The sequence below is a fragment of the Massilia sp. TSP1-1-2 genome (assembly GCF_049896185.1).
Taxonomy (GTDB): domain Bacteria; phylum Pseudomonadota; class Gammaproteobacteria; order Burkholderiales; family Burkholderiaceae_D; genus Telluria_A.
This window is the reverse complement of record NZ_JAFCTU010000178.1, coordinates 1-687: the sequence shown is the minus strand read 5'-3', so window position 1 is coordinate 687 and position 687 is coordinate 1. Positions and strand designations below refer to the sequence as shown.

General features: G+C 60.4%; 1 pseudogene. It reads right to left on the bottom strand.

From position 1 onward, the window contains the following. A pseudogene (locus ACP7BV_RS27575) lies at positions 1-687 on the bottom strand (DNA-directed RNA polymerase subunit beta'); the annotation flags it as partial.

Here is a 687-nt window from a genome sequence, read left to right as displayed (position 1 = left end):
AGTGGTGCGCTCCTTCGGCGAACGCGCTTCGAACAGCTCGGCAACCCTTGGCAGACCACCGGTAATGTCGCGCGTTTTCTGCGATTCGGTCGGGATACGTGCCAGCACTTCGCCGACCGATACCGACTGACCATCTTTCACCATGATCAGCGCGCCAACCTGGAAGCCAATCGCCACCGAGTGCTCGGTGCCGGCGATCTTGACTTCTTCGTTGACGTCGTTCAGCAGTTTGACCTGCGGACGCAGCGTCTTGGTCAGCGAACCGCGACGTTTTGCATCGATCGCCACCAGGGTCGACAGACCGGTCACATCATCGACCTGGCGCGCTACGGTAACGCCTTCTTCGACGTTCTCGAAGCGCACGGTACCAGCGTACTCGGTGATGATCGGACGAGTCAGCGGATCCCACGTTGCAAGGGCCGTACCGGCCTTGATCACGTTGCCATCCTTGACGATCAGCGTCGCGCCGTACGGCACTTTATGACGCTCACGCTCACGGCCATGGTCGTCGGTGATCAGCACTTCGCCGGAACGGCTGATGACGATCTGCGAACCCTTGCCGTTGGTAACGTAACGCATGGTTGCGGTGAAACGGATGGTACCGTTCGACTTCGCTTCCACCGACGAGGCGACTGCCGCACGCGATGCCGCACCACCAATGTGGAAGGTACGCATGGTCAGCTGGGT